This window comes from Janthinobacterium sp. SUN211 (assembly GCF_030587315.1).
Taxonomy (GTDB): Bacteria; Pseudomonadota; Gammaproteobacteria; order Burkholderiales; family Burkholderiaceae_D; genus Janthinobacterium; species Janthinobacterium kumbetense.
Window position 1 is genome coordinate 103,216 of the sequence record NZ_JAPWIC010000001.1, and the last position, 23,940, is coordinate 127,155.

Genomic DNA, 23,940 nt, shown 5'->3' on the forward strand with positions numbered 1-23,940 from the left:
AGACTACGCCAGGCCGCAGCCGATGAGGAGCAGCATGGGCCGTTCGCGCTCTTCCGCCAGGGCCGGCTGCAGGGCGACCTGCTCATCGCTGGGACCCCATTCTTCCACGTGTTCCAGCTGGAAACCCGCTTGCAGCAGCGCATTGATGGTCGTGCCCAGCGTGCGGTGCTGCTTGATCACACCCGGTGCCAGCCAGTCGGACACGCGCGGGCCTTGTTCCTGGTAACTGTCGACGGGCCAGCGCTTGCGGCCTTGCGCATCCGTCAGCCAGCCGGGTTGGCGCGGCGCCATGAAGATCGGGTGCTCGATGGAAAACACCAGCTTGCCGCCCGCTTGTAAACCCTGGCGGATGGCGGCCAGCAGGGTGGTGAAATCCTCGATGTAGTGAAACGCGAGCGAACTGTAAATCAGATCGTAACTGGCGGGCGGCAAGGCCAGTTGTTCCAGGTCAAGCCGGGCATAGCTGACGGCCGCATGGTCTCCCATGCCGGCTGCCTGCGCCAGCATCTTTTCCGACACGTCCACGCCCAGCACCCGCGCTGCGCCAGCCTCGGCAGCCCAGCGGCAGAACCAGCCATAGCCGCAACCCAGGTCCAGCACGCTTTTTCCTTGCAGCGCAGGCAGCATGGCGCGCAGGGCTGGCCATTCTGGCGCGCTGTCGAGTCCGCCGACGGAGCGCGGCAACTGGCTATAGGCCGTGAAGAAGGCGTCGTTGTCGTAGATGTTCTGCGTCATGGGTCGAGTTCCTTGCGGGGCGTGCGCTTGGCGTGGCCGCCCCGCTGCGCCCGGTAAATGCCCGCATGGCCGGAAAACAGGTAGGCCACGACGCAGGCGATGGCCGCGTACACGCCGATCTCGGCGCCGAACAGTTCCATCGCCATCAGGGTCGAGGCGATGGGCGTGTTGGCGGCGCCCGCAAACACGGCGACGAAGCCGATGGCGGCCAGCAAGGTGACGGGCTGGTGCAGCAGCGGCCCCAGCGCATTGCCCAGGGTGGCGCCGATGAAGAACAAGGGCGTCACTTCGCCGCCCTTGAAACCCGTGCCCAGCGAGACGATGGTAAACGCCATCTTGCCGAGGAAATCCCAGGCGGCCAGCGGTTCTTTCAGCGCATCGACGATGGTGGGAATGCCCAGGCCGATGTAGCGATCCGTGCCCAGCAGCCACACGGCGAGCGCGACGACGAGGCCGCCTATCAGCGGGCGCAGCGGAGCGTAGGCAATCTTGCGTTTCATCAAGGCACTCAAGCCGTGCGTGGCTTGCGCAAACACTTTGCCGGTCACGCCGAACAGCACGCCCGCGATGACCATCGCGGACAAGGTCCAGGCGGAAATGGCGGGGGTCAAAGGCACGGCGTAATGCGTGTGAGCAATGTGCAAAAGCGGACCCCACAGCAGGACCACCTGGTCGGCGATGACGGCGGCAGCCAGGCAGGGCAGCATGGCTTCGTAGCGCAGTCGGCCGATGGCCAGCACTTCCAGGCCGAAGAGGGCGCCCGCCAGCGGTGTGCCGAAGACGGAGGCAAAGCCGGCACTGATGCCGGCCATCAGGATGATGCGGCGGTCTTCATTGTTCAAACGAAACATGCGGGTCAGCTGGTCGGCCAGTGCACCGCCCATCTGCACGGCCGTGCCTTCGCGTCCGACGGAGGCGCCGAACAAATGCGAGACGACGGTGCCGCCCAGCACCAGCGGCGCCATGCGCAAGGGGATGATTTTTTTCGGGTCGTGGATTTCATCGATGAGCAGATTCGCGCCGCCTTCGACGCTGCTGCCGTAGCGCAAGTACAGCCAGCCGACGGCAAAGCCCGCCACGGGCAGCAGCCAGATCAGCCAGGCGTGCGCCAGGCGCGTGCGTGTCGCCCAGTCCAGGGCGAACAGGAAAGCGGCCGAGGCCGACCCTGCCAGCACGGCCACGACGCTCGCCAGCAGCAGCCATTTCAACAGATGCTTTAACAGATCGGTGAGGGCGCTGAGGCGGTGCATCGGGCATCCAGTCAAGGTTGGTGGGTGGAACGTTCTTACAATCCCAGTTCCGCCGTCAGCGCCTGGCCGATGGCCCGCTGTTCGGCCAGGATGGCGCGCAAGTGGTGGGGGCGCGTCTTGACATTCGTCATGACCACGCGCAGTACATTGGTCGGGCCGGGGTAGCGCGTCGATTCGAGTACCGTGCGCGACACAAAGCTGTGGCCTTGCGCCTTTTGCCGGTTTTGCAGCTTGGCGTTCAAGGTGTTCAGCTGCTTGTTCAGTTCGGTCGCCGCGTCCACCTGGCCGCCGGCCAGCAAGCTGTCCATACGCTGGCGCAAATGCGCGGGCACGTAGCGGTAGGTCAGGATGAAGGTGTCCGAGCGTGTGACGAGTTCGAAATCCTGCTGGTCGGCCAATAAATCCTGCAACTGGCCGGACAAGGTGGCCGCCTGCTGCAGCAAGGTCGTGTAGCCGGACACGCCCAGCACCTTGAACGAGGTCCACAGTTTCAAGGCGTCGAAGCGGCGCGAGCCTTCCAGCGAAGTCTGGCCCAGGTCGCCCGAGTTGTCGCGCAAGATGTAGTTGGCGTTGTGTTTCAGCAGGTTCAGGCTGGCGCTATCCTTGAACAGCACCATGCTTTGCGCCATCGGCACCCACAGCAATTTATGCCCGTCGATGACGACGGAGTCGGCTAGGGCGATGCCGTCGTACAGCGCGCGGTACTGTTCCGCGATCAGCAGCGCGCCGCCCCAGGCCGCATCCACATGGAACCAGATGCTTTCCCGCGCGGCAATGGCTGCCATGGCGGCCAGCGGGTCGATGGCGCCCGTTTCCGTCGTGCCGGCGATGCCGATCATGGCGACGACCTTGATATTGCGCAATTTCAAGTCGGCAATCGTCGCTTCCAGCGCCTGGACGTCGATGCGGTTGTCGCGGTCGACGGCCACCAGGTGCAAGGCGTTTTCACCGAGGCCCAGGGTCGCCAGCGCCTTCTTCACGGAATAGTGGCTGCGGGCCGAGCCGATCACGGCCAGCCCCGCATAGCCGGATTCTTGCATGGCGGCAAACAGCCCCCGCTTGCGCGTGCCGGGCAATTGCTGTTCCAGTGCGACGGCCAGGGCCGTCAAGTTGCCCATGGTGCCGCCATTGACGACATTGCCCAGCGCGCCGCTGGTGGCGACCATGGCTTGCGTGTAGACATGTTCGGGCTGCTGGTACACCTGGCGGTGCAGCCAGCCGAGGATCTGCTTTTCGATCAGGGTCGACACATACGCCGTCTCGATCTTGACCTGGTTCTGGTTCAGGGTGGCCGTAAACGCTTCGGCCAGCACGCTGATCCACGGCAAGGCCTGGGTCATGTGGCCGATGTATTGCGGGTGGTTCAGCTGGGCCGTATTGGCCAGCACGGTGGTGTCGAGTTCTTGCAGGAAATCCGCCACGGGCATGCCGTGCGCGGGCAGGCTGGTGTCGGACAGCTGCGTCAGTAGTTCCGCATACGGCGTGTGCGGATAGGCCGTGTCGCGCTCGGCGGCCAGCCAGCCGCCCAGCATGCCCAGCGCCTGCCGCAGGGGCGCGGGCGCCTGCTGCAATGCATCGATGGAAAAATGCTGCTGCAGCAGCTGTTCGACAGGGGTATCGGTCATGGCGCGTTGTTTTCTCTACGGATTGCTGGTGCCACGGTGACAAACGAATTGCGCCCAGGCGGAAGCGGGATTTTACCCGACTCCGCCTGAGCGCATCAGTTTGCTATGTCAGTTTGCTATTGCTGCTGATCAGAAATAGTTCAAGCCCAGGGCCGACTTGACTTCATCAGCCGTGCGGGCCGCCACTTCGCGTGCCTTGAAGGTGCCTTCTTTCAGCATCTGGATGACTTGTCCCTTGTCTTTGGCGAAATCTTCGCGGCGGGCGCGGATCGGCGCCAGCATTTCCTGCAAGACCAGGTCCAGGCGCTTCTTGACGATGCTGTCGCCCAGGCCGCCGCGCACGTAATGGGCTTTCATTTCGGCCAGCGCCGCTTTTTCCGGGTCAAACGCATCCAGGTACGTAAAGGCGATGTTGCCTTCCAGGTGGCCCGGATCTTCCACGCGCAGGTGCAGCGGGTCGGTATAGACTTTTTTCACGGCAGCCGTGATTTCGGCCGGGGTCGCGCCCAGGTTGATGGTGTTGCCCAGCGATTTGCTCATCTTGGCCTTGCCGTCGATGCCGGGCAGGCGGCCGATGTCCGGCACCAGCGCCTTGCATTCCATCAATACTTCGCGGTTATACATGCGGTTGAAGCGGCGCACGATTTCATTCGTTTGCTCGATCATCGGGATCTGGTCTTCGCCCACGGGCACCACGCCCGCCTTGAAGGCCGTGATGTCGGCCGCCTGGCTGGCCGGGTAGGTCAAGAAGCCGGCCGGGATGTCGCGCTCGAAGCCGCGCAGGCGGATTTCTTCCTTGACGGTGGGGTTGCGCTCGAGGCGCGCCACGGTGACGATGTTCAGGTAGTAAAAGGTCAGTTCGGCCAGTTCCGGAATCTGCGACTGGATGAACACGGTGGTTTTCGTCGGGTCGATGCCGACGGCCAGGTAATCGAGCGCCACTTCGACGACATTGCGGTGCACCTTGTCGATGTCGTCCATATTGTCCGTCAGCGCCTGCGCGTCGGCCAGCATGATGAATTGCTTGTAGCTGTTCTGGTAGCGCACGCGGTCGCGCAGGCTGCCCACGTAGTGGCCCAGGTGCAAGGGGCCGGTAGGGCGGTCGCCCGTCAGGATCACGGATTGCGAAGCGATGGCGGCGGCGGACAGCGGCGCGGCGTCGTTCTGGTCCTGGCTGTCGGGGGTATCGGGCGTATTAGGCAAGCTCATCAAGTTTCCTTTTGAGCCGCCTGCATCGGGGATGATCCAGGCTGAGCCTGTTACGCCACCGATCGAGGCGGCGTGGATCAAATTCACATCACTATGCAGTGGCCGCGCGAAAGTGAGCGGGACCACCAATTCAAGCAGGCGTGTTGTGAAGGGATAAATTTCATGGCGTTATGGTTGCAGTTCGGGCGCGTTCTGTCAAGTTTGCGCCCGGATTTATCTGCTGCGCTGCGTCAGAGGCTTGCCTTATGTAAAACTTGCTTTCCGGGTACTATTGCCGTTCGGCCACTTTTGCGTGGCATGAATCATTGGAGAACAGTATGCGCATGTCGTCCCCCGTCCGGCTCACCGGCCTGGCTTTTGTTGTCAGTTCCCTATTCAGTTCCTTGTTTGCAGTACCCGCGATGGCGCAAACGCCGCCCATGACGCCCGATATCGGCGCCAAGCTGGTCATGCCCGATGTGAATGACTACGTCAAGCGCGTGGTGATGATCCCCATGCGCGACGGCGTCAAGCTGTACACGGTGATCGTCGTGCCGAAAGGCGCCCAGAAAGCGCCGATCATGCTCACGCGCACGCCGTACAATGCGGCCCGCCGCGCCCAGCGCGCTGCCAGCCCCAGCATGCTGGCCGCCCTGCCGCAGGGTGACGATACCCTGGTGGAAAACGGTTACATCCGCGTGTTCCAGGACGTGCGCGGCAAGCATGGCTCGGAAGGCGATTACGTGATGACGCGCCCCGTGCGCGGACCGCTGAACCATACCAAGGTCGATAACGTGACCGATGCGTGGGACACCATCGACTGGCTCGTGAAAAACGTGCCGGAAACGAATGGCAAGGTGGGCATGCTCGGTTCCTCGTACGAGGGCCACACGGTGCTGATGGCCCTGGTCGACCCGCATCCGGCGCTGAAGGTGGCCATTCCCATGAGCGCCATGGTCGATGGCTGGCGCGGCGACGACTGGTTCCACAACGGCGCCTTCCGCATGCCGAGCCTGTCCTACCTGGCGTGGCAGACGAGCGCGCGCGGCAGTAGCGAGGCGCCGGCGCTGGGCGTGTATGACGAATACGATGCGTATCTGCGCATCGGCTCGGCCGGCGATTACGCGAAGAAGTTCGGCATCGACAAGCTGACCTACACGAAAAAGCTGTTCGAGCACCCAGCCTACGACAGTTACTGGCAGGAACAGGCGCTCGACAAGATCCTCGCCAAGCGCCCGTTGATCGTGCCTACCATGCACGTGGTGGGGCAGTGGGACCAGGAAGACATCTATGGCCCGTACGCCACCTACACGGCGATGGAGGGGCGCGACAAGCGCAACAACCTCAATTACCTGGCCATCGGCCCGTGGCGCCATAGCGGCGTCAACTATGACGGCTCCAGCCTGGGTGCCCTGAAGTTTGACGGCGATACGGCGCGCCAGTTCCGCGAAAAAGTCATGCAGCCATTCCTGAATCAATACCTGAAGGATGGCGCGCCGGAAGCGAACACGGCGCCCGTGGTGTCGTACCAGACCGGCACCAACCAGTGGCAGCGCCTGCAGCAGTGGCCGCTGGCCTGCGAGACGTGCGACACCAAGCTGACGCCGATCTACCTGCAGGACGGTTCCAGGCTGGGTTTTGCGGCGCCATCGGGCGCTGCGGATGCGGCTGAAGGCGCCTTCGATGAATACGTGGCCGATCCCGCCAAGCCCGTGCCTTTCGTGCCCCGTCCCGTGCGCCTCACGGACCCGGACGTGTGGAAGCCATGGCTGGTCAGCGACCAGCGCGGCTATGCCGACCGCACGGACGTGCTCAGCTATATGTCCGAACCGTTGAAGACGGCCGTGCGCATCGCCGGCGCGCCGATGGTGAACCTGTTTGCCGCCACCAGCGGCACGGATGCCGATTGGGTGGTGAAACTGATCGATGTGTATCCGGACGAAGTGCCGTCGCAGCCGGCCATGGGCGGCTACCAGCTGGGCGTGGCGATGGATATCTTCCGCGGCCGCTACCGCGACAGCTTCGAGCACCCGACGCCGATACCGGCAGGTAAAGTGGAACGCTACCGCTTCGCCTTGCCGAACGCCAATCACGTCTTCCTGCCCGGCCACCGCATCGCCGTGCAAGTGCAGTCGAGCTGGTTCCCCCTGTACGACCGCAACCCGCAAAACTACGTGCCGAACATCTTCCTGGCCGACCCGGGCCATTATAGAAAGGCGACGCAGCGCGTGTACCACGCGACAGGGGCGGCCAGCGCGATCGAGTTGCCGATTGCGCCGCTCGACGCGCGCTAAGCGATTCGCATGAGGATGGCGCCCGCCGCGATCAGGCCGATGGCCAGGTAGCGGCGGGGGCTGATCTTTTCGCGCAGGAACAGGGCCGCAATGGCGATGGCGAACAGGATCGACGTTTCGCGCAGGGCCGCGATGGCGGCCACGGGCGCCTGCGTCATGGCCCACAGGGCCAGGCCATACGATGCGAGGGTGCCGAAGCCGCCAACGGCGGCCAGGCGCCATTGCGTTTGCGCATACGCAAGCAAGTCGGCGGGGCGGCGCAACGCCGTCCACAGCAGCAGTCCTGCGCCGTTCAAGACAAAAATCCACATGGTGTAGGCGGCCGGCGCGCCGGACAGGCGCACGCCGATGCCGTCGATCAAGGTATAGCTGGCAATGACGCAGGCGTTGCCGAGCGCAAAGGCGGTGGCGCGGCCCGTGTTTTTCGGCATCCTGCCGATGGCGCCCGTGCGCGCGGCCACGTACAGGCCGAGGATGCCCGCGCAGATGCAGGCGACGGCGCCCATTTGCATGGGGGAAAGGCGTTCGCCGATCAGCGGCCAGCTGGCCAGCGCCACGAGCAATGGCGCGCTGCCGCGCATCAAGGGGTAGGCATGGCTCATGTCGCCCGCCCTGTAGGCAGCCGCCAGCAGCGAGTAATACGCCAGCTGTGCCACGGCCGAGGCGGCCAGGTAGGGCCAGCTGGCGGGCGCGGGAGTGTTGACGAAGGGCAAGACGGCCAGCGAAATCAGGGCCGCGCCCGCGGAAACGAGCACCGTGCTGAGGAAGGTATCCTTGCCCGACTTGACGATGGCGTTCCAGCTGGCGTGCAGCAGGGCGGCAAACAGGACGACGGCGACGACCAGACCGGACATGCAGGCCTTAGCGGGGGCGTATGCTCAGCGACAACAGTTCCTGGCGGTGATGGCGCTGGAAGCCGTCCATCACGGCGCCGGAGCGGCCCGCCCTGTCGAGCAGTTCGCGCAGGGTCGCCTGGTCTTCCGCCGTCAGCGACTTGCGCGACAGGTAGACGCCGCTCATGCCCCAGGGCAATTCCGGCAACGCTTCCAGGCGCAGGCGGTCGGCCAGGCCATACACGCGCGCATCGTTTTGCGCCACGCCGGCGAGGATGGTGGGCGCCATGATGGTGGCATCGATGAAGCCGCTTTGCATCAGGCGCGCCACGGACAGGGCGTCGACTTCGTAGAACAGGCGGCCCTGGCTGCTCAATTCCTTGGCCAGCGCCTGGTACGGTGCGCCATAGTCGTAGCCGCGCACGAGCGCCACGCGCAATTCGCGCCGCTCGATCAATTCCTGCATGGTGTTGATGGGCGGTCGCGCGCCCTGGAGCGAGATCAGCAGGGGGCGGCTGCCCAGCATGGGGATGAACAGGCCATGCTGGTCGCGCCGCAAGGTGCTGCTGGCCGGGATCAGCAAGTCGGCCTTGCCCGCCTCGAACATCGCTTCCAGGCGCGCGCGGGGGACGGCCGTGAAGATGAAATTGCAGCCGAGCTTGGCACCCATGCCGCGCAGCAAGTCGGGATAGATGCCGCTGATGGTGGCGCCATTCACCACGACGCTGGCGCCGATGGCCGAGACGGGCACCTGGATGTCGCGCGAGCATTGCGCGCCCGCCAGCGATGGCAGCGCCAGCGCCAGCATGGCCACGGTTCGGCGCCAGGCGCTGGAATAAAAGTCAGTCATACCCATCCTTGCTCACCATCGTATCGCCGGCGTCGGCAACGCCCGCTTGATTATCCCATTCTCGCCTATTTATTTCCCAAATACAATATTATCCCGCCGACTACTTTGTGGTGGAAACCATAAGTCTTGCCTGGCGTTGCGCCTTGAAGTAGCGCCAGGCCACCAGGATGCCCAGGGTTTGCATGATGGCGCACAGGTAGAAGGTGCTGCCGATGCGCCAGTCTTGCGGCGGCAAGTGGCTCACTTCGCCGAGGATCATGCTGCCGAGCAAAGGCATGAAGATGATGCCCAGGCTGCTGATCGATTGCAAGGAGCCCATCAGTTCTCCCTGTTCGCTGGCGTTCGATGATTTCGAGATGATGCCTTGCAGCGCCGGCCCGGCGGCAAAGGCCAGCAGGTTGCACAGGATCAGCGCATACATCATCCAGCCCTGCGTCGCCAGGCCGTACAGCAGGTAGGTGAGGGCGCCCGAGGCCATGCCCAGCAGGGACAGGCGCACTTCGCCGAAACGCTTGATGAGGATGCCCAGCAAGCCCGCCTGCACGACGGCCGCGCACAGGCCCACGCAGAAGAGGGCGATGCCGTTCTGGCGCGGCGTCCAGTCGAAGCGGAAGTGCGTGTACAGCACCCAGGTGGTGTTGAGCATCATTTGCGCAAACGTCATCAGGCCGAAGGCCAGCACCAGGCCGCGGATCTCCACGCGGCGCACCAGCTTGAGCAGGGCGGCAAACGGGTTGATGCGCGCCAGGGTGAAGGGCGCGCGCGGACCCGGCTGCAGCGATTCGGGCACGCAGAAATAGCCGTAGATGAAATTGGCCGCCGACAGGCCCGCCGCCACGTAAAACGGCAGGTGCAGGTTGATTTCGCCCAGCAGGCCGCCCAGCATGGGGCCGCAAATGAAGCCCAGGCCAAAGGCGGCGCCGATCTTGCCGAAGCTCTTGGCGCGGTTGTCGTGCGTGGAGACGTCGGACGCATAGGCGGACGCGACCGACATGCTGGCCGACGAGACGCCGCCGATGATGCGGCCGATGAACAGGCAGGCCAGGTTTGGCGCCCAGCCCGTGGCGAGAAAGTTGATGCCCATGCCGGCCATCGAATACAGCAGCACGGGGCGGCGTCCCACGCGGTCGCTGATGGCGCCCAGCATGGGCATGAAGATGAATTGCAGCAAGCCGAAGACGGCCGCCATGATGCCGTACCAGAATGCCTGCTCATCCTTGCCGTTGACAAAGTCGCCGATCAGGATGGGCAGCACGGGCACCACCAGGCCGATGCCCAGCATGTCGATGAAGACGCAGACGAGGATGAAATTGAGGTTGCCGGCGCGCGCGGGCGCGGCGGGCGATGACGGTGAATGGCTGTCGGGGCTGGTTTTATCGGACATGCATGCTTTCGGCGCGCACCCCGCGCCGCCGTGCGGCGTGCGGAGTTCAGTTGTTGGCGTGGCGCCGGCGCGTGGCAGCTTCCTGCTGGCGCGCGGCGCGATAGCTGAGCCTTGCATTATAGACAGCGTGGGCCATGCTGGCTATCGCCACCCATGCTAGATGGCAATTCCCCATTCGTCGGCGAAGGCGGCGCGGAAATCCGTCAGCACGGCCAGCCGCTGTTCGGCCAGCGCGCGGCCCGCCGCCGTCTGCATCTTGCCGGGCAGCTTGTCGAGCTTGGTGACGATATGGTCGAGCGCGTAAGCCTTGTCGTCGAGCGGACGCTGCTGCGCCAGCGGGTCCGTGCCATGCGCCAACGCGCTATCCATGCGCGCCGCCGTATAGAACAACCGCGCCAGTCCCACGGCGCCCAGCGCATCGATGCGGTCGGCATCCTGCACGATTTGCGCTTCGAGCGTGTGCGGCGGCAAGTTGGCGGAAAAACTGTGCGTCTCGATGGCGTGGGCCACGCCGGCCAATTTTTCTGCCGGAAAATCCAGTTCCGCCAACTGACGGCAAGCCAGCGTTGCCGCCTGGCGCGAAGCCAGGTGGCGCTCGGGGTGGTTTTTGGGCAGGTTGACCAGGTCGTGCAGGTAGCAGGCGGCCATCACGGTGAGCGCATCCGCGTCCGCATGCTCTTGCAGCAGGACACTGGCATTGCGCCAGACGCGGTGCAGGTGGTTGAGGTCGTGGGCGCCGTCATCGCCCAGGCCGGCCGTAGCCAGCGCCAGCAGGCGTGGTTGCCATTGGGAAAGCAAAGAATGCATGTTCACAGTCGTAAAAAGCAGGGGCCGCCAGTGTGGCATAAAACGTCGCAGCGCGTGGCGGGGCGGTTGGTGCTCCAGCGTGCCGTATTTGCCACATGAGTTGTATTTTTGAAAAGTATAAAGCCATCGATGGCTCTTTTTTAGTGCATGTCAAATTTACATAAAGCAAGGGCCGCCAGTGCGGCGGGGGCCTGGCGCGCCGGCGTGCCGTAATCGCCACATAAATTGCATTTTTGAAAATCAAAAATCAGACGGTCGCTCTTTTTTAGTGCATGTAAAATTTACATGGGGTAACATTGCCGCATGGAAATTAGAGGCATAAGCTAATTGCTAGAAAATATTTGCAAAAACACACAAGTGGCGGCCATCCCCTGTTGGGTGACTCTGCCACGTCCAAGGCTTGCTTGCAGCGTGCCTTGGCCTGCGCCCCAGGCGAGTTAACGAAAGGAATATCATGAACACCATTTCCAGCGACACTGGCGCAACCGTTGCCAAGGCTGCCGAATACCTGGCCTTTACCCTGGGCCAGGAAGAATATGGCATCGACATCCAGAAAGTCAGCGAAATCCGCAGCTATGAAACGCCGACCCGCATCGCCAACGCGCCCGAGTTCGTCAAAGGCGTGGTCAACCTGCGCGGCATCATCGTGCCCATCGTCGACATGCGCATCAAGTTCAACCTGGGCACGCCCAGCTATGACCAGTTCACCGTCGTCATCATCCTCAATATCGGCAACCGCGTCGTCGGCATGGTCGTCGACCGCGTTTCCGACGTCACCACCCTGATGCCGGAACAGATCAAGCCGGCGCCGGACATGGGCCGTTCGATCAACACGGAATACGTGATCGGCCTGGGCACCATCGACGAGCGCATGCTGATCCTGGTCGATATCGACCAGTTGATGTCCAGCGCCGATATGGGCTTGATCGAAAAATTGGCAGCCTAGGCCGCCAGGAAAAGTCCAGGACGGCGTTGCATTGCCTCGCCGTACATTCGTACTGTCTTCGGCAACGCGCCTTGCACTGAACATTTCCTGACACCCTAGTGCGATAGGGTTTTTTAGAAACAATTGACCCCAAGCATTGTTTGCTTTTTCAGCAAGGCGCACGCTAGCGCATTTCCTGGCGCACGGTTCAGCCGAACCGTGCGCCAGTTTCACTTGAGTTTCACTTTTTACGCCCGTTTCGCCACGTCAGCCAGCCAGCGTCCGCCCTGAGCGGGAGCGCCAGCCGGCCGCCACGCCGGCATCCGGGTTTTTAGGATAGTCACATGAATTTATTACGCAACGTCAGCATCGGTGTCCGCCTGGGACTCGGTTTTGCCGTGATTTTGCTGTTTTCCATGCTCATTACGGGCATCAGCGTCTGGCGCTTGCACGACGTGGCCAGCGCCACGCGCGTCATGATGGAGCAGCCGCTGGCGAAGGAACGCTATATTTCCGACTGGTATGGCCGCATCGACAGCGCCGTGCGCCGCACCATCGCCATTGCCCGCAGCAGCGATACCTCGCTGAGCGGCTATTTTGCCGAAGAATCGAAAGTCTCCTCGTCCAGCTCGGCCGAGCTGCAAAAGAAAATCGAGGCGCTGATCGACAAGCCGGAGGAAAAAGCCATGTTCGCGGGCTTGCTGGAGCAGCGCAAGGTGTATATCGGTTCGCGCGACCAGGTCTACAAGCTGAAGGGCGAAGCGCAGGTCGATGCCGCCAATGAGGTATTTGAAAAGACGTTCGTGCCGGCCGCCGCCAAGTACCAGAAGATGGTGTCGGACTTGCTGGAACACCAGCGCGCCACGATCGACGCCACCGCGCGCGCGATCGACGCCGTTGCCAATACCAGCCGCAACCTGATGCTGGTGCTGGCCGCGCTGGCGCTGGCTTTTGGCGTCGTGTGCGCCTGGGTCTTGACGATGGGCATCGTGCGCCCCCTGCGCACGGCCGTGGACATTGCCCGCAAGGTGGCCGATGGCGACTTGACGGCGCAGATCGACGCCAGCGCCAAAGATGAAACTGGGCAACTTTTGCTGGCCCTGAAGGACATGAACACGAGCTTGCTCAATATCGTGGGCGAAGTGCGCAGCGGCACGGACAGCATCGCGACGTCGTCGACGCAGATCGCTGCCGGCAACCAGGACCTGTCTTCCCGCACGGAAGAGCAGGCCGGTTCCCTGGAAGAAACGGCGTCGTCGATGGAAGAACTGACCAGCACCGTGAAACAGAATGCGGACAACGCGCGCCAGGCGAACCAGTTGGCGGCCTCGGCCGCGCAAGTGGCCGTCAAGGGCGGCGCGGTCGTGGCGCAGGTGGTGGGCACGATGGAATCGATCAATGCTTCGTCGAACAAGATCGTCGACATCATTTCCGTCATCGACGGCATCGCCTTCCAGACGAATATCCTGGCGCTGAATGCGGCCGTGGAAGCGGCGCGCGCGGGCGAGCAGGGCCGCGGCTTTGCCGTCGTGGCATCCGAAGTGCGCAACCTGGCGCAGCGCTCGGCATCGGCGGCGAAAGAGATCAAGACCCTGATCGGTGCTTCCGTGGAGCAAGTCAACGCGGGCAGCATGCTGGTGGCGCAAGCCGGTTCGACCATGAACGACATCGTCGACAGCGTGCAGCGCGTGAGCGACATCATCACGGAAATCACGGCGGCCAGCAGCGAGCAAAGCGTGGGCATCGACGAAATCAACCGGGCCATCGGCCAGATGGATGCTGTGACGCAACAAAATGCGGCCCTGGTGGAAGAGTCGGCGGCCGCCGCCGAATCGATGCAGCACCAGGCGCACAACCTGGCGCAAGTCGTCAGCGTCTTTAAACTCAATGGCCAGCAGGCCGGCGCCGGCGGCGTGAAGGGTGTGCAACACGCGCAGAAACGCCCGGCAGCGCCGCAAACCACTTTGCGCATCGGCACGCGCTGATGCCGCCGCGGCTGCCCCGGGCAGCCGCAACCCCTTTTATATAGTCTGGTTCCGCTTTTTTAGGATATTCACATGAATTTGTTAAGAAACGTCAGTATTGGTGTGCGCCTCGGCCTAGGTTTTGCCGTGATTTTGCTGTTTTCCATGCTCATTACGGGCATCAGCGTGTGGCGTTTGCACGACGTGGCCATGGCCACGCGCACCATGATGGAGCTGCCGCTGGCGAAGGAACGCTATATTTCCGACTGGTATGCAAAGATCGATAGCGGCGTGCGCCGCACCACGGCCATCGCGCGCAGCAGCGACACGTCACTGGGCGCGTATTTTGCGGAAGAGGCCAAGCAATCGTCCGTCGTGTCGGGCGAATTGCAAAAGAAAATCGAAGCCTTGATTTCCAGCCCGGAAGAAAAGGAACTGTTCCGCCTGGTGAGCGAACAGCGCAAGGTCTACCTCGATTCGCGCGCGCAAGTGTCGAAGCTGAAGGCGGATGGACAGGAAGCCGAGGCGGAAAAGGCGTTCCAGGGCATCTTCGTGCCCGGTTCGACGAAGTACCTGAAAGTGGTCAACGACATGCTGCAGCACCAGCGCGCCAGCATCGACACGACGGCGCGCGAGATCGACGAGGTCGCCAAGACGAGCCGCAACTTGCTGCTGACCCTGGCCGTGCTGGCGCTGGGTTTTGGTGTCGTCTGCGCTTGGCTGCTGACGACGGGCATCGTGCGGCCCCTGCGCACGGCCGTGGAAATCGCCCGCAAGGTAGCCGATGGCGACTTGACGGCGCAGATCGACGCCAGCGCCAAAGATGAAACCGGGCAACTGTTGCTGGCCCTGAAGGACATGAATACGAGCTTGCTCAACATCGTCAGCGAAGTGCGCGCAGGTACGGACAGCATCGCGACGTCGTCGACGGAAATTGCCGCCGGCAACCAGGACCTGTCTTCCCGCACGGAAGAGCAGGCCGGTTCCCTGGAAGAAACGGCGTCGTCGATGGAAGAATTGACCAGCACCGTGAAACAGAATGCGGACAATGCGCGCCAGGCCAACCAGTTGGCGGCCTCGGCGGCGCAAGTGGCCGTCAAGGGCGGCGCAGTGGTGGCGCAGGTGGTGGGCACGATGGAATCGATCAATGCTTCGTCTAACAAGATCGTCGACATCATTTCCGTCATCGACGGCATCGCCTTCCAGACGAATATCCTGGCGCTGAATGCGGCCGTGGAAGCGGCGCGCGCGGGCGAGCAGGGCCGCGGCTTTGCAGTCGTGGCGTCCGAAGTGCGCAACCTGGCGCAGCGTTCCGCATCGGCGGCGAAAGAGATCAAGACCCTGATCGGCGCTTCCGTGGAGCAAGTGAACGCGGGCAGCATGCTGGTGGCGCAAGCCGGTTCGACCATGAACGACATCGTCGACAGCGTGCAACGCGTGAGCGACATCATCACGGAAATCACGGCGGCCAGCAGCGAGCAAAGCGTGGGCATCGACGAGATCAACCGGGCCATCGGCCAGATGGATGCCGTGACGCAACAAAATGCGGCCCTGGTGGAAGAATCGGCGGCGGCCGCCGAATCGATGCAGCACCAGGCGCACAATCTGGCGCAAGTGGTCAGCGTGTTCAAATTGAATGGCCAGCAGGCCGGCGCCGGCGGCTTGAAGGCCGTGGGCGGCGGCAAGCGCCCGGCGGCCAAGGCGCCGCAAGAGGCATTGCAGATCGGCCGCGCCGCCTAAACGGCAAGGGGTGGAGGGTCGTCCTCCACCCAGCCGGCGATCGCCAGCTGCGACAGCCGGTCCGCCTCGCCATTGCGGTGGCGCGGCAGCCAGCGCAGCGTTACATCGTGTAATTGTTCCAGCAGGGCCACTACGGTGGCCCTGTGTATTTCCAGTCCCTTGGCGCCTGCCGCCGCCGTTCCCAATACATCGTTGATCACCACCTGGCTGTCGCCGTACAGCAGCAGTTGCGCGGGCGGCGGGCGCACGCCGAGTGCCGCCTGCAGCACGGCCGTCAGGGCCGCATATTCCGCGTCGCTGCTGCTGCCATAACCGGCCGCCTCGCTCACTTCGATACGTTCGCCATGTGGCCCCAGCAGCAGGGCGCCGATGCCCAGCTTGCCCGGGTTCGGGTGGGCGGAGCCGTCGAACCAGCCGCGCCACGCCGAAGCGGGGCCCGCCGGCAGGCGCTTGGCAGCTTGCGCCTGCTGGCGGTCGCTGATCTTTTGCGCCTTGCGCTGCGCGTCGGCCGCGCGCGCCTGCGTCCGCGCCGCCAGCAGGGCGGCAAGGCCCTGCGTGCCGGCCGCCTGTTCCAGTATGCGCTGCAGCGCCGCGTCGCCGGCGATGCCTTCCAGCGCCGCCAGCCGGCGCGCCTGTATCCGCTCGCTCTTGAACGCTGCTGCCAGCAATGTTTCCAATTCCTCTTGCATGGGGCTTTCCCTGTTCGTTGTGCCGCGAATCTACGCGAGTGCGGCGCGGACCGCAAGACAGGCTGCGCCTTTTTCGGCATGCCCGCTTGCGCCGTATAACGCGGAGTGATATAGTCCTCGTTATCAAATCAAGGAGAAAAAACATGACACAGCGCGTATTGATCATTGGTGCCGGCTTTGCCGGCTTGTGGAGTGCCCTGGCCGCCGTGCGCCGCCTGCGGCTGGAAAACGTTGCGGCAGGCGAGATCGAAGTGGCGCTGGTGGCGCCGGAAGCGGTGCTGACGATGCGCCCGCGCCTGTACGAGCCGGCGCCTGCCGGCATGGTGGCGCCGTTGCAGCAATTGTTTGACGACACGGGCGTGCGCTTCATCGCGGGCAAGGTCGAGGCCATCCGCAGCGCCAGCGACGAGGTCGACATCGTGGCCGCCGACGGCAGCCGTTCGACCCTGGCCTATGACCGCCTGGTGCTGGCGGCGGGCAGCAGCCTGTTCCGGCCGGATATTCCGGGTTTGCAAGAATTTGCCTTCAGCACCGACCAGCGCGACGACGCGGTGGCGCTCGATGCGCACCTGCATGGTCTGGCTGCCCGGCCCGCATCGGCCGCGCGCAATACGGTCATCGTGGCCGGCGGCGGCTTCACGGGCATCGAGCTGGCGGCCGAGCTGCCGGCCCGCCTGCGCGCCATCCTGGGCCAGGATGCCGAGATCAAGGTGATCATCGTCGAGCGGGCGCCCGACATCGGCCCCGACCTGGGACCGGGACCGCGTCCCGTGATCGAGCAGGCGCTGGCGGAGCTGGGCGTGGAATGCCGGCTCGGTTCCGCCGTCGCCGCCATCGATGCGGACGGCTTGACGACGGCCGATGGCGAGCGCATCGAGGCGGCCACCGTGGTGTGGACGGCGGGCGTGCGGGCCAGTGCGCTGACGGCGCAGATTCCCGGCGACAAGGACGCGGCGGGCCGCCTGCGGGTGGCGCACGACTTGCGCGTGCCTGGCGCGGGCAAGGTCTTTGCCACGGGCGACGCGGCCGTCGCGGCCACGGACGACGCTGGCAATCACACGCTGATGAGCTGCCAGCACGCCATGTTCCTTGGACGTTCCTCGGGCGATAATGCCGTGGCCGACCTGCTGGGCCTGGCCACGCGGCCCTACCGCCAGCCGTATTATGTGACGTGCCTGGACCTGGGGGCGTGGGGCGCGGTCGTCACGCAGGGCTGGGAGCGCAAGGTGTGGATGACGGGCAGCGAAGGCAAGGCCTTGAAGGTGGCCATCAATGGCCGCGTGATTTATCCGCCCGCCGACAGCGCGGCGGCGCTGGCGGCCGCCGATCCCGCGTTCGAGCTGTCGCTGTAGTCTTGCGGCTGCAAACGGGGAGTGCTACAGTCCCCGTTTTGCAACGGAGGAATGGCATCATGGCACATTATGGAAGCGGCACCGAGTATGGCTTGCATTGCCTGCTGTATCTGGCGCAGCCGCTTGCCGAGCCTGCCAGCAGCCGCGACCTGGCGGAGTTGCAGGGCATTTCCGTCTCTTTCCTGGCAAAAATCTTCCCCAAGCTGGAAAAGGCGGGCATCGTGACGGCGTCGGAAGGCATACGCGGCGGCTACCAGCTGGCGCGTCCGGCTGCCGAGATCAGCGTACTCGACGTGGTGGACGCCATCGAGGGGCCGAAACCGCTGTTCGATTGCCAGCAGATCCGCAGCCGCTGCACCCTGTACGAAGGCGAGCCGCCCGGCTGGATGACCAGCGGCGTGTGCGGCATCCATGCCTTGATGCTGCGCGCCGAGAAAAGCATGCGCGCCGAGCTGGCCAAGACGACCCTGGCCGACCTGGCGCAAGGCGTGGGCAGTGCGGCGCCGGCCGGCTTTGGCGAGGATTTGCAGGGCTGGTTCAGCGGCCGCGTGCAGGTGCGCAGCGAGGCGCGCATCGCCGCCGTGCGCGGACCGAAGCCGCGCCGCGTCAAGGGCGATGCCGTCTGACGCCAGCGATCTTACGGTTTCAATAGCATGGTATCGACGAGGCTGCCGATCCAGCATGCCACCAGCACACAAACGGCCACCGTCATGGCGGGGCCGTCATGGGCCGACAGCGCATCGACTTTTTCCACGATCAGCTGCACGTCGAGGGGCAGGGCGCCGCTGTCGATCTGTGCCATAACTTGATCCAATCGTGCCATGATCTGGCGCAATACGAGCACCAGCGCGACGAGGGCGGGCACGAGGAACAGGCAGCCGCGCGCCTTGCGCTTTAATAAGAAATGCCCGCTGCCGGGAAACACGAGGCCCGACAGCAGCAGGGCCTGCGTGCGTTTGGATATGGATGAAGGTGAGGGGGAGCCGCTCATGCGCGCCTTGTGTAGGGGTAAGAGCGGCCCATCATACTATTGCCAGCCGAATTTGCGCAGGTACACGCGTTTCATGAACGTCGTCAGCAGGGTGTAGCAGACGAGGATGCCCAGCAGCCATGGGAAGTAGCTCAATGGCAAGGCTTGCAGCTTGAAGTAAGTCGCCAGCGGTCCCATCGGCAGGAAGACGCCCACGGCCATGATCAGGGTCGTGGCCACCAGCAGGGGCACGGAAGCGATGCTGTCGATGAAAGGCAGCTTCGGCGTGCGGATCAGGTGCACGATCAGGGTTTGCGTCAACAGCCCCACGACGAACCAGCCGGACTGGAACAGGGTTTGCTGTTCCGGGGTATTCGCGCCGAACACATGCCACATCAGGATAAACGTGCTGATGTCGAAGATCGAGCTGATGGGGCCGAAAAACACCATGAAGCGGCCGATGTCGCGCGGGTTCCAGCTCAGCGGCTGCTGGATCAGTTCGGCGTCGACATTGTCGAACGGGATGGCGATCTGCGACACGTCGTACAGCAGGTTTTGCACCAGCAAGTGCAGCGGCAGCATGGGCAGGAACGGCAGGAAGGCGCTGGCCACCAGCACGGAAAACACATTGCCGAAGTTCGAGCTGGCCGTCATGCGGATATATTTCAGCATGTTGCTGAAGGTGCGGCGGCCTTCCAGCACGCCTTCTTCCAGCACCATCAGGCTCTTTTCCAGCAGGATGATATCGGCCGCTTCCTTGGCGATATCGACGGCGGAATCGACGGAAATGCCGATATCGGCCGCGCGCAGGGCGGGCGCGTCGTTGATGCCGTCGCCCATGAAGCCGACGATGTGGCCATTGCCGCGCAGGGCGCGCACGAGGCGCTCCTTGTGCAGCGGGCTGAGCTTGGCAAATACCGTGTTGTCCTCGGCCGCTTTCGCCAGGGTGGCGTCGTCCATGTCGTCCAGTTGCGGGCCTTGCAGCACGCCATGCACGGCCAGGCCCACTTCGCGGCAAATCTTCGTCGTCACGAGGTGGTTGTCGCCCGTCAACACTTTCACGGTGACGCCGTGTTCCGCCAGCGCGCGCAGGGCGGGCGCCGTCGATTCCTTCGGCGGATCGAGGAAGGCGACATAACCGATCAGCGTGAGCGCCGTTTCATCGGCCACGCCGTACACGGTTTTGTGCGGCGGCACTTCCTTGACGGCCACGGCCACCACGCGCAAACCTTCCGCATTCAGGCCATGCGTGGTTTCCAGCACCTTGTCCAGCAGGGCCGCGTCGAGGGGAATATTCACGCCGCCCAGGCGCAGGTGGCTGCAGGCGGCGAGGATTTCCTCGACGGCGCCCTTGCAGATCAGTTCATGGTGGTCATTCTTTTCGGAAACGACGACGGACATGCGGCGGCGCACGAAATCGAAGGGGATTTCATCGACCTTTACGTAGTCGCGCGCCAGCTGCATTTCCGTCTGCAATTCCACGTGGTCGAGCACGGCGCGGTCCAGCAGGTTTTTCAAGCCCGTCTGGTAGTGGCTATTCAAATAGGCGAATTGCAGCACTTCATCGGATTGCTGGCCGAACACGTCCGTGTGGCGTTCCAGCACGATCTTGTCCTGCGTCAAGGTGCCCGTCTTGTCCGTGCACAACACGTCCATGGCGCCGAAGTTCTGGATGGCGTCCAGGCGCTTGACGACGACTTTCTTTTTCGACAGTTTCACGGCGCCTTTGGCCAAGGTGCTGGTGACGATCATGGGCAGCATTTCCGGCGTCAGGCCGACGGCCACGGACAGGGCGAACAGGAACGCTTCCATCCAGTCGCCCTTGGTCCAGCCGTTGATCAGGAAGACGAGCGGCGCCATCACGAGGGCGAAGCGGATCAAGAGCCAGCTGACGCTGTTCACGCCCGCCTCGAACGCCGTCGGCGTGCGCTCGGTGGCCGTCACGCGCGTGGCGATGGTGCCGAAATAGGTGCGGTTGCCCGTAGCCAATACCAGCGCCGTGGCGGCGCCCGAGATCACGTTCGTGCCCATGAACAGCAGATTGGCCAGTTCCATGGGATCTTTGCCATGGGCGTCGGCCAGTTCGGCCATCTTTTCCACCGGCAAGGATTCGCCCGTCATGGCGGCCTGGCTGACGAACAGGTCTTTCGCGGACAGCAAGCGGCAATCGGCGGGGATCATGTCGCCGGCCGACAGCACGATGAGGTCGCCCTGCACCAGTTGGCGGATCGGCAGCTCGACTTGCTGGCCATTGCGCAGCACGGTGGCTGTATTGCTGACCATGGCTTTCAGGCGCTCGGCGGCCCGGTTCGAGCGGCCTTCCTGCACGAAACGCAGCAGGGTCGACAAGATCACCATGGTGCCGATGACGATGGTCGCCTTAGGATCTTCTGTCAGGTAGGAAACGATGGCCAGCACGGTGAGCAGCAGGTTGAACGGATTCTTGTAGCACAGCCACAGGTGCTGGTACCAGGCCAGCGGTTTTTCATGTTCGACCTCGTTCGGACCCGTTTGCGCGCCGATCACTTGCGCTTCGGCATCGCGCAAGCCTTCCAGGCGCGTGTGCAGGCGGTTCAGGGCGCTATCGAGGTCTTCATGGGCGGCGGCCAGCAACTGGCGCGCCAGGTGGTCGGGCACGGGGCGGGCCGTGCTGTTTTCCAGCGGCATGGCGCGGCGGCGGAAGTTGCCTGCCGTATGGCGCTTGCGCAGGAACGATTCGAATAAGCGGGTGAAGAGATTCATTGCTCTTCCTTTCACGACGAGGTGTTGACGGGCGGCGCAGCCGCAGGCAAGACTTGCGTGCCGCCAAAGCACGATAGTGCTGGCGGGCAATCCGGGTCAGTAGCCGGTCGCGATCGGAAAGAGGGGGGAGAGGCGTGCGGCCGTACTGGCCGCGCGAGACACCGCACCTTGCTCAGCAAGGCACGGAGGAAAGAGAGTTCCGCGTTGCTTGCTGTTTAGCTGCCGAGGCAATCGCCGATACAAGATCGGCTACTGTCACTAGAACAAGTACCCACGTGGGACTCCGTAAATGAATAATGGGGGCATCTTATGCACATGCTGCAAGAGTGTCAACTGAAGAAATCTTAGGTTTCCAAAGTGTAATGTGACTGTGGCAGGCCGCATGCTCAGCCATGTTGCGTGGCCATCGCCAGCGAATCGGACAATATCTGCCACAGCGCCGCATGACGCTGCTGCAGCGCGGCGCCGCCCGCGTAGATCAGCTCTACGTGCAGGCTGTCGACGATGCCCAGGTAGGCTTGCGCATACAGGTCGATGCGCTGCGACGATAACGTGGGCGCGAGACGGGCCAGGCTCTGCACGTAATACTGCTGCAGCTGCGCCAGCAAGGCTTCGTAGCCCGTGCCCACTTCCACGCGCAGGGGCGCGGGCGGCAAATACGCCGTGCGCAGCAGAAAGCGCAAATGGGCCGAGTCCGCATAGCGCTGCGCCATGCGGTCGCAGTACAGGGCGCCGGCTTGCTGGCCGCCGGGCGCCGCCAGCGCCGCTTCGTCGGCGAAGCAGCTGTCCATGAAGGCTTGCTCTTCGGCCAGGGCGTCGGCAAACACGTCGAGGAAGAGGGCGTCCTTGCCGGCGAAGTGCGAGTACAGCGAAGCCTTGCGCATGCCCGCCTGCGCGGCGATGTCGCTGAGGGACGAAGCGTCGTAGCCGTGTTCCGAAAAGTGGACGACGGCGACGGCACAGATATTATCGGCCGAGGCCGAGCGTTTTTTCATCATGGGGGTGATATGGGGTGAGGCGTCAGTGCGCTCCCAGGCTGCTGGCATGGACCGGATGGACGCGCGCAGTGGCCAGGGTCAGCCATGATACCAGCAGGCCGGCCACGGTCAAGAACAGCAGCCACGGCAGCGGCCCCCATTCCGACAGGCTGGCCGCCAGCGGCGTGGCCAGCGACGACAAGGTCATCTGGATGGCACCCAGCAGCGCGGCCGTGGAACCGAGCGCACGCTGCTGGGAACCCATGGCCATGGCCATCAGCGCCGCTTCCGCGATGCCCAGGCCAAACAGGGCCACGAACATGCCCGGCACGACAGCGGCGATGCCTGCTCCTGCCCAAGCGCCGAGCAGGGCCAGCCCCGCGCCGCCCAGCATGGCCGCGCTGCCCGCCACGCAAAGGCGCGCCACGCCGTGCTTTTCCACCAGGCGGCCGCTGGCCATGGCGCCCAGCAGCACGGCCACGCCCGTGGCGCCGAACACGAGGCCGAAGCTGCCCGCGGACAGGCCGAAATCGCGCTGGTACACGAGCGACGCTCCGCCGATATAGGCAAACAGGAAAAAGAAAGTGGCGGACAGGGCCAGTGCGGGCAGCAGGAAGGCGCGGTCCAGCGCGATGCGCGCATACGTGCGGTGCATGCCGCGCGGCGCGACGCGTCGGGCCGCTGGCAGGGTTTCTGATAGGAACAGCGCGCTATTGAGCAGGGTCAAGAGACCCAGCGCGGCCAGGGCCAGCATCACGGCGCGCCAGCCGTAGTGGGCGTCGAGCAAGCCGCCCACGGCGGGCGCCAGCACGGGCGCCAGGCCGACGATGGTCATCAAGAGGGCAAACAGCTGCGCCGCTTTGACGCCATCGGCCACGTCGCGCACCATGCTCATCACCACGACCAGGGTCAGCGCGGCGCCCAGACCTTGCAGCAAGCGCGCCAGCAGCAGGGTGCTCAATTGATCCGCCTGCGACGCCCACACGGCGGCAAGAATGTACACGGCGATGCCGGCCAGCAGCGGACGGCGCCGGCCCAGCATGTCGGTCAGCGGCCCGCACAGCAATTGCCCGCCGCCCAGGGCCAGCAGGAAAACCGTCAGGCTCAGCTGCACGTTCGCATACGAGGTGTGCAGCTCGCGCGCCATGGCGGGCATCGAGGCCAGGTACATGTCGATGCCGGCCGGGCCGAGCACGGCCACCAGGGCCAGGGAAGCCGCCAGCCCGAGACTGGCGGCGGGGAGAGTGGTTTGCTGCTGCATTGCGCTTCCTTTGTATCGTCAAAAAACACGGCATGGACATTGCCGTCTTTTTTATTGTACACTGACTACCTACCGATAGGTAGCCAACTCAATAAAGGCAAAGGATGACGACGATGATGAACGTAACAATGGCGGCTGCGCCGTATCTGCGGGGAGAGCGGTCATGACGGAAGTGGGAATTTCGCTCAGCGGCGTGGCCGTGGCCTTGCTGTTTGCCGCCTGGAGTTCGCACCGCGCCCGCTGCGAACGGCGCGATGTCGTGCTGCTGACGATGCTGGGCACCGCCCTGGGATTGCCGGGCGCGGCCTTGCTGGCGCTGTAGCGCGGCGCATAAAAAAAACGGCAGACCTTGCG

At 63.9% G+C, this 23,940-nt stretch carries 20 protein-coding genes; 7 read left to right on the plus strand and 13 right to left on the minus strand.

From position 1 onward, the window contains the following. Positions 1 to 3 precede the first annotated feature (3 nt). The 4 genes from O3301_RS00500 to trpS form a co-directional block, all read right to left on the minus strand. Complete coding sequence (locus tag O3301_RS00500; protein ID WP_305055168.1) at positions 4 to 735, minus strand: bifunctional 2-polyprenyl-6-hydroxyphenol methylase/3-demethylubiquinol 3-O-methyltransferase UbiG; 732 nt, start codon at positions 733 to 735, stop codon at positions 4 to 6. Further along, the gene (locus tag O3301_RS00505) at positions 732 to 1,985 is read right to left on the minus strand and encodes a voltage-gated chloride channel family protein (RefSeq protein WP_305055169.1); all 1,254 of its coding nucleotides are present in this window, start codon (positions 1,983 to 1,985) and stop codon (positions 732 to 734) included. Before O3301_RS00505 ends, O3301_RS00500 begins: the two co-directional genes overlap by 4 nt. Positions 1,986 to 2,020: 35 nt before the next feature. Then, positions 2,021 to 3,610 (minus strand): pyridoxal-dependent decarboxylase, encoded by a 1,590-nt coding sequence (locus tag O3301_RS00510; RefSeq protein WP_305055170.1) that lies wholly within the window; start codon positions 3,608 to 3,610, stop codon positions 2,021 to 2,023. Positions 3,611 to 3,739: 129 nt separating this feature from the next. After that, a complete protein-coding gene (gene trpS / locus O3301_RS00515) occupies positions 3,740 to 4,819 on the minus strand; it encodes a tryptophan--tRNA ligase (protein ID WP_305055171.1) in 1,080 nt (359 codons plus the stop codon). A gap of 383 nt (positions 4,820 to 5,202) precedes the next feature. Between trpS and O3301_RS00520 the strand changes: the two genes are divergently transcribed. Further along, a complete protein-coding gene (locus O3301_RS00520; protein WP_289913850.1) occupies positions 5,203 to 7,092 on the plus strand; it encodes a CocE/NonD family hydrolase in 1,890 nt (629 codons plus the stop codon). On the opposite strand, the gene O3301_RS00525 is transcribed toward O3301_RS00520, so the two are convergent. The 4 genes from O3301_RS00525 to O3301_RS00540 all read right to left on the minus strand — a co-directional run bounded on the left by O3301_RS00525 (position 7,089) and on the right by O3301_RS00540 (position 10,966). Then, complete coding sequence (locus tag O3301_RS00525; RefSeq protein WP_305055172.1) at positions 7,089 to 7,946, minus strand: DMT family transporter; 858 nt, start codon at positions 7,944 to 7,946, stop codon at positions 7,089 to 7,091. The genes O3301_RS00520 and O3301_RS00525 overlap by 4 nt on opposite strands. 7 nt (positions 7,947 to 7,953) lie before the next feature. Then, the gene (locus O3301_RS00530; RefSeq protein ID WP_099664353.1) at positions 7,954 to 8,775 is read right to left on the minus strand and encodes an ABC transporter substrate-binding protein; all 822 of its coding nucleotides are present in this window, start codon (positions 8,773 to 8,775) and stop codon (positions 7,954 to 7,956) included. 100 nt (positions 8,776 to 8,875) lie between these two features. After that, on the minus strand, positions 8,876 to 10,159 hold the full coding sequence (locus O3301_RS00535; RefSeq protein ID WP_099664352.1) for a TCR/Tet family MFS transporter: 1,284 nt from the start codon (positions 10,157 to 10,159) through the stop codon (positions 8,876 to 8,878). Positions 10,160 to 10,315: 156 nt separating this feature from the next. Next, positions 10,316 to 10,966 (minus strand): HD domain-containing protein, encoded by a 651-nt coding sequence (locus O3301_RS00540; RefSeq protein WP_289898342.1) that lies wholly within the window; start codon positions 10,964 to 10,966, stop codon positions 10,316 to 10,318. A gap of 454 nt (positions 10,967 to 11,420) precedes the next feature. Here O3301_RS00540 and O3301_RS00545 point away from each other — a divergent pair, with 454 nt between their 5' ends. The 3 genes from O3301_RS00545 (at position 11,421) to O3301_RS00555 (ending at position 15,595) form a co-directional block, all read left to right on the plus strand. Then, complete coding sequence (locus tag O3301_RS00545) at positions 11,421 to 11,912, plus strand: chemotaxis protein CheW (protein WP_035818113.1); 492 nt, start codon at positions 11,421 to 11,423, stop codon at positions 11,910 to 11,912. A 323-nt stretch (positions 11,913 to 12,235) separates the two neighbouring features. Continuing rightward, the gene (locus O3301_RS00550; protein ID WP_305055173.1) at positions 12,236 to 13,876 is read left to right on the plus strand and encodes a methyl-accepting chemotaxis protein; all 1,641 of its coding nucleotides are present in this window, start codon (positions 12,236 to 12,238) and stop codon (positions 13,874 to 13,876) included. 72 nt (positions 13,877 to 13,948) lie between these two features. Beyond that, a complete protein-coding gene (locus O3301_RS00555) occupies positions 13,949 to 15,595 on the plus strand; it encodes a methyl-accepting chemotaxis protein (protein ID WP_251349139.1) in 1,647 nt (548 codons plus the stop codon). Here O3301_RS00555 and O3301_RS00560 read toward each other — a convergent pair. Further along, positions 15,592 to 16,284, minus strand: coding sequence for a ribonuclease HI family protein (locus tag O3301_RS00560; RefSeq protein WP_305055174.1), 693 nt, complete (start codon positions 16,282 to 16,284; stop codon positions 15,592 to 15,594). The genes O3301_RS00555 and O3301_RS00560 overlap by 4 nt on opposite strands. A 143-nt stretch (positions 16,285 to 16,427) precedes the next feature. Here O3301_RS00560 and O3301_RS00565 point away from each other — a divergent pair, with 143 nt between their 5' ends. Next, positions 16,428 to 17,636 (plus strand): NAD(P)/FAD-dependent oxidoreductase, encoded by a 1,209-nt coding sequence (locus O3301_RS00565; RefSeq protein WP_305055175.1) that lies wholly within the window; start codon positions 16,428 to 16,430, stop codon positions 17,634 to 17,636. Between the two features lie 59 nt (positions 17,637 to 17,695). Further along, the gene (locus O3301_RS00570; protein ID WP_289905349.1) at positions 17,696 to 18,262 is read left to right on the plus strand and encodes an Rrf2 family transcriptional regulator; all 567 of its coding nucleotides are present in this window, start codon (positions 17,696 to 17,698) and stop codon (positions 18,260 to 18,262) included. A gap of 11 nt (positions 18,263 to 18,273) precedes the next feature. Here the strand turns inward: O3301_RS00570 and O3301_RS00575 are convergent, their stop codons facing one another. The 4 genes from O3301_RS00575 to O3301_RS00590 all read right to left on the minus strand — a co-directional run bounded on the left by O3301_RS00575 (position 18,274) and on the right by O3301_RS00590 (position 23,586). After that, entirely contained in the window at positions 18,274 to 18,627 is a 354-nt protein-coding gene (locus O3301_RS00575; protein WP_305055176.1) for a DUF6677 family protein, read from the minus strand. Positions 18,628 to 18,663: 36 nt separating this feature from the next. After that, entirely contained in the window at positions 18,664 to 21,348 is a 2,685-nt protein-coding gene (mgtA, locus tag O3301_RS00580) for a magnesium-translocating P-type ATPase (RefSeq protein ID WP_305055177.1), read from the minus strand. 386 nt (positions 21,349 to 21,734) lie between these two features. Beyond that, positions 21,735 to 22,346, minus strand: coding sequence for a TetR/AcrR family transcriptional regulator (locus O3301_RS00585; RefSeq protein ID WP_305055178.1), 612 nt, complete (start codon positions 22,344 to 22,346; stop codon positions 21,735 to 21,737). Between the two features lie 22 nt (positions 22,347 to 22,368). After that, positions 22,369 to 23,586: a Bcr/CflA family efflux MFS transporter gene (locus O3301_RS00590; protein ID WP_305055179.1), complete on the minus strand. Its 1,218-nt coding sequence runs from the start codon at positions 23,584 to 23,586 to the stop codon at positions 22,369 to 22,371. Between the two features lie 163 nt (positions 23,587 to 23,749). Between O3301_RS00590 and O3301_RS00595 the strand changes: the two genes are divergently transcribed. Continuing rightward, positions 23,750 to 23,908 (plus strand): hypothetical protein, encoded by a 159-nt coding sequence (locus O3301_RS00595; RefSeq protein WP_171985004.1) that lies wholly within the window; start codon positions 23,750 to 23,752, stop codon positions 23,906 to 23,908. Positions 23,909 to 23,940: the final 32 nt, after the last annotated feature.